General features: G+C 44.0%; 5 protein-coding genes. All 5 read right to left on the bottom strand.

Annotated elements, in window-relative coordinates; translation table 11 throughout:
* The coding region (locus AB4232_RS13550) for a BCCT family transporter (RefSeq protein WP_372087338.1) at window positions 1-313 on the bottom strand (313 nt) is incomplete at its 3' end.
* Between the two features lie 176 nt (window positions 314-489).
* Window positions 490-843 (bottom strand): hypothetical protein, encoded by a 354-nt coding sequence (locus tag AB4232_RS13555; RefSeq protein WP_009848664.1) that lies wholly within the window; start codon window positions 841-843, stop codon window positions 490-492.
* Window positions 844-1,116: 273 nt separating this feature from the next.
* Entirely contained in the window at window positions 1,117-2,076 is a 960-nt protein-coding gene (locus tag AB4232_RS13560) for a ChaN family lipoprotein (protein WP_372087339.1), read from the bottom strand.
* Window positions 2,077-2,151: 75 nt separating this feature from the next.
* On the bottom strand, window positions 2,152-2,967 hold the full coding sequence (gene rlmA / locus AB4232_RS13565) for a 23S rRNA (guanine(745)-N(1))-methyltransferase (protein ID WP_017099212.1): 816 nt from the start codon (window positions 2,965-2,967) through the stop codon (window positions 2,152-2,154).
* Window positions 2,968-3,158: 191 nt separating this feature from the next.
* A complete protein-coding gene (locus tag AB4232_RS13570) occupies window positions 3,159-5,195 on the bottom strand; it encodes a methyl-accepting chemotaxis protein (protein ID WP_009848661.1) in 2,037 nt (678 codons plus the stop codon).
* Between the last annotated feature and the right edge of the window lie 246 nt (window positions 5,196-5,441).

Genomic DNA, 5,441 nt, shown 5'->3' on the forward strand with positions numbered 1-5,441 from the left:
AGATACTTGCGCCGATACCACCACAGAAAAGCATTGCTGCCCATGATGCAGTTTTGAACTCAGGTTCTTCATCAGCTTCACCCAGTTTAATTTGTCCCATGTCACTGAACACAACGTAAACCATGAAGGCACAAGCAGCCAGGCCTAGAGCAAGATATAGAAATCCAAGTTGATCCGTCATGAATGTTTTCGCAACCGCAATCCAGTCTGCGCCCTGAGCCGGGAACAAAATGAGCGGGAAAACTATCGTGAGTAGGAGTGCAATAGCACCAAAGAAGGTAGGCTTATCAATAAGCTCAAAAGTGTTTTTCACGAGTATTATTCCATTAAAATGAGAGCGGAATTATGGAATGAACTCGTTTTTTAGACCAAATCAGGTCTGTTGTCGTGACGACAAATTGCTTCTATTCAATAAAAGGTAGGTAATGAAAGAATAGAGAAGCAGAGCTGTAAAGTTAGGCTAAAGCGAAATTAGGTCAAAGCAAAAAGTTAGACTAAAGCGATAAGGATGCCACCTACGGTAAGTGCCGCGGACAAGAATTGCCCCGCTGAATATGAGCCATCATCCTCTTCTTCAACCTTGTCTGGGTGGTCCATGCCTAATGCGCCGTGAGCGAACGATTCAACTTTATCGGTAACGGTTGCATTTTCCGCTTCGAATTTTTTGGATTCTTTATCGATTTGTTTAAGAGCAGATAATAGCGCTTTTCCTTCATCGGAAAGCTTAACGGTATTTTGTTCCACCTTGAGTGGAGCAGGCTTTTCAGCCTCGGTGCTTTTATTCTGTGCGTTCATTTTCGCAGGTGAATACAGCTGAGTATTACTCGTTCCTACTGGTGTCATATCGCTCTCCTTACCTATCCTTAAATATAGTATCGGCAGAGGTGTGAAAAACTTGTGCATTTAATCACCGTGGTGATGTTTTTTATTCGCACATTGTTTTTTCGTCTGCTTAGTCAAACCGTCTAGTTATTAAGCAAATCTTGTGCCGATAAGGAATTTGAATGTTATATAGAGTTAGAGTGGATGATAGGAGCCAATGAAGCTCTGTCGATGGGCTAGTTATCTAGAATTAGCCCATCGTTTCGTTCTCTTATAAGAATGGATAAGAATGGTTTAGTCGCACTCTAGGCTAGCGCCGCGCTTCGATAGGTGTTTGTATGCCTTCATTCTGTTCTCTTTTTTAACAAAGCGAGCGGGTGGAGAAAGCACTTTGAGCTGGTAGTCACTGCTATCTGAAGCGATTTCCTTAACTGGGCTGATAATCGCAATTTTTAGATCGGGATTGCGACGCAGAATCGATGCAGCTGTGCCTAAACCATCTTCTGTATGGAACTTGCCAGCAACATGAATCACTTGCTGATCTGGGTTTGATGTTAGGTAACCGACAATCGATTCCGCCATGGTTTCATCCCATGTTACTTGAGCGGCAAACTGCTTTTCTGTTTGCTCTGGCGTACCGTGATGCATCGAAGCCATGAATTTTTCTTTGTAAGGGCTATCGCCAGTATCCACTTCTGAAGCAATCCATTGACGTTGTTCCGTCGTTAGCTGATCTAGATAGGGTAACCCCTTACGGCCAATGCATTGTACGAAGGGTTTTGGTGCGTTTGCCGCAATGATATCGACGTCATTGGTTTTAGCGAACTCAACTAAAGCGCGATAATCACTTTCGTAGTTTGGCCAAGCAGCCGCTTGAGACATAAGAATTTGTTCGCCAATTTCATCATTGAGATATTGGTTTAATGTGTCTTGATGTTCTCGAGTGAATTGTTCCATTGAAAGCGCGATGTTTGATGTGGCGTTGCGACGTGCTTTTAAGAAATCGGTTTGGAATCGATGGATTGCCGAGTGAGTGTGCCATTCGCCAATAAGAACCACATCAGCGTCAATCAGCTGTTTAGGTAATGCATCGAGAGAAAGCGTTTCGCCTTGTGGAGAAGCAAACTGGTAGTCATAGAATGTGGAAACGGTATCCGTTTGCGTGTTAGCCACTTGTTGATAAGTGCTGTTTGAAGGTTGATTAGCACAAGCTGTAAGCAGGGTCGCTAATCCGATAAGAATAATACGTTGCATGAAATGCCTCCTTGAAGAACACGCATACTAAAGGAGGCAAGATGACATTTCAATGCAAACGATAATCAATATCAATTAAATCTGTTTGCGGTACACTCGCAGCATAAAGTCCGCTTCACAGTTGAATTGCTCAGCATCAATGAGTTGTTGTTTAAACTCTTCACTCGCTTTCCAAGCAAACGGCGTCATCTGTAGCAGGTCGAATGCGTCTGACCCCGATAGTTCCATCATATAGTTTAGTTGCTCTTGGTGATCAAGAGTAAAACCTTCAATCATTTCTGGATCTTCGTCGTGCAAGCGAACACCATCATAAATTGCATCACGCAGCTGATACAGGTGTCGGCTAGCCGGTGTCACGGTGATCACCACGCCATTGTCTTTGATGGTGCGCTGCAGTTCTTCAGCCTTGCAAGGCGCATAAATGCGTAGAATGCCGTCTAAGCTGTTTTCCGCAAAGGGCAGGCGATGGCTCGAAGCGACTGAGAAGTCGACAGCAGGGTAGCGTTTAGCTGCGTATTTGATAGCAATCTTAGAAATGTCTAGGCCAAAAGTCGCACCATTCTTTTCTTGAAGGTTTACCGCAATTTCATTGGTGTAATAACCTTCACCACAACCGATATCTAATAGGCTAGGGGCGGTTGCTGGCAGATAGCTAGCGCATAAACCAACAACGGCTTGACGCATTGGATCGTAGTGGTTGCCTTCAAGGAAGCGGCGACGAGCCTGCATCATCTCTTTGTTGTCACCTGGATCTTTTGAGCGTTTGTGGTGTGCTGGCATCAAATTAACATAGCCTTCTTTCGCTAGGTCGAACTGATGGTTCTTTTCACACTTAAACGTACGATCGTTTTGAGATAAAGGTTGGTGACACAAAGGGCATTGGTAAGTCATTGCGAACTCGAGGTAGAAATTTCAAGTCCAAAATTTTAACAGGAAGCATAGTGGGGCGCTAGAATAAACGCAGCTGTCTTGGTTTACGGCAATTAGTGAAGATACAGAGGCTGTCAGTGAAGAGATAGAGCCAACGTATGGTTGGCTCTATTGGTTATGAGCAAGTCACATAGAAACAGTGAACTCGGCTTCTAGCTAAAGAAGTTAACTTGGTTCTTTAACGACTCAGCTTGTTTTTGAAGTTCATCAGCACTGTGAGAAGTCTTAGCGCTGGTTTCACGGCTTTGCTGGTTCAAATCGCTGATCGCATGCGCGTTCGCTGCTATTTCTTGAGAAACCTGAGCTTGCTCTTCTGATGTCGCAGCAATGGTTTCAGCTTGAGAGGCAATAGATTCAACTTGAGAGGCAATCGACTCTAGGGCTGTACCTGCTTCTTGCGCTTTATCAAGTACTTGGTTGGCATTCGATTGGCTTTGTGTCATCAGGTTCACGGCATTGTTAGTTGAAGATTTCAACTTCTCGATGATGCTCACTACGTCTTGTACTGACGTTTGTGTACGATGAGCCAATGTTCTTACTTCGTCAGCGACCACGGCAAAACCACGACCCTGATCCCCCGCTCGCGCTGCTTCTATTGCAGCGTTCAACGCAAGTAAGTTGGTTTGTTCTGCGATGTCATCAATCATCTTGGTGACGGTTTGAATGCTTTCGCTATCAGAACTCACTTGCTCGATGGCCGATGCTGATTTGTCTAATTGATCATTTAGCTGGGCAACATCAATACACACACCTTCAACGACTTCTAAACCTTTCTGGCTGTCTTCATTTGCAAGGCGAACATTTTCAGCAATGCTATTCACTTGCTGCGCTACAGATTCTGCCGAGGTAGCCATCTCTTCAATAGCGGTAACGACTTGCTCAACCTGTGCTTGCTGGCGGTCAGATTGGCTCAGATTGTGGCTAGCATCCTGTGACACACTGCTAGAGCTGTTTTGTACTTGATCACTGGTCGTACGAATTTCTCCAACGAGTGTATTCAATTGAGCAGCCATATTCGCAACGCCGGTATTTAGGTTGCTGATTTCATTCTTAGTCTGTTTGCCGTTGTTTGGAATATGTAAGCTGACTTCGCCTTTTCCTAAGCGCATCATGTATTCGTTTAAAGTCGTTAACGGCGTCAACGTACGGTTCAATACGAGCGTTAATACGACGATGGTAGCGGCGGCAATCAAGGTCGCGATTATCGCGATAAGTTTCAGCAGTTCGTCGCTGCCTTTAGTGACTTCATTAATAAATGTGCCGCCAAGTAGTTTCCAATTCCACCCCGGGACTTCGGTATAGACGAGGTATTTTTCGCCCACTGTTCCTTGATACTCAAAAGGGTAGAGAATCAAGCCGGATGGCTGCTCAAAGAGCTGATAAAAAGGTTTATTTCCATCGTAGTCGGCAACATCCACAATAGATTTATCACCTCCAGCATTAGTAGGGTGCAGTAAGTACTGGCCTTGATGCTCTTCTTCATTGTCAACGATGATGGTATAGCCAGTATCGCCCCATGAGACAGAACGCAATGACTCGAACAGGTTTTGTGTCGCCTCTTCTACGGGTAGACCAATGAAAGAGACACCGTTAACTTTGCCTTGTGCATTCGTTAAAGGCGCGTAGTAGGTAATGTAGCGTTGGCCGAAGAGCTTCACTTGCGCGTAATAAGCTTCGCCATTTTTGAGTTTGTTATAGCCAGGATGATCCTTGCCTAACGTTGTGGCAACAACACGTTCCCCTGACGGTTTTTTAAGAGAAGTAGACACGCGAATAAAGTCATCGCCAAATGGGGCAAATAGGGTTGCTACAGCGCCGGTGTCGCGAGTAAAGCTATCAACGAGTTTAGTGTCGTTGATTAGGCTCTCACCATATTGAGTCAGGTTAGGAATGGAATGACCGTTGAACTCAACGTCGTAATTCTCAACATAAACACCTGCTAGGTAACCGTTACGAAAGGTGGATTCTAAAACTTTGGCGGTATGCAGGTAGGCATCGAATTGGCCAGATATGGTTTTGGCCATCGCTTCTACTTTGGATTGGTGTTCCCTTAACGTGTTGTCTAATAATACTTGTGAGGCATTGCGATACACGAGCGTTGCGATAGAGCCAAAGGCGATAAGTAAGCACAGCAAAATGACCAACTTAAGTTGGAAGCCAACACTTTGATTTTTGTATTTCTCGAACATGAATTCACTATCCTGTCTTCATTGAGGTGTTGTTAAGTGGTTTTAGATAAGTTTGTTATTGAGCCTCCTATCATAAGAACTTATTCATAGGCAGTAATTGATAAGAATTAATGAATTGATAGTTATATTTATAAATTGTGGTGTATGAGATATGAAATGTAATTTGGAATGTATTTGAATCAGAGTAGATAAATTTTGTCTGCGTTAACTTACAAACTGGTCATGGGAATAGAGATAGAGATAGAG

The sequence above is a fragment of the Vibrio sp. 10N.286.46.A8 genome (genome assembly GCF_041470165.1).
Taxonomy (GTDB): Bacteria; Pseudomonadota; Gammaproteobacteria; order Enterobacterales; family Vibrionaceae; genus Vibrio; species Vibrio tasmaniensis_A.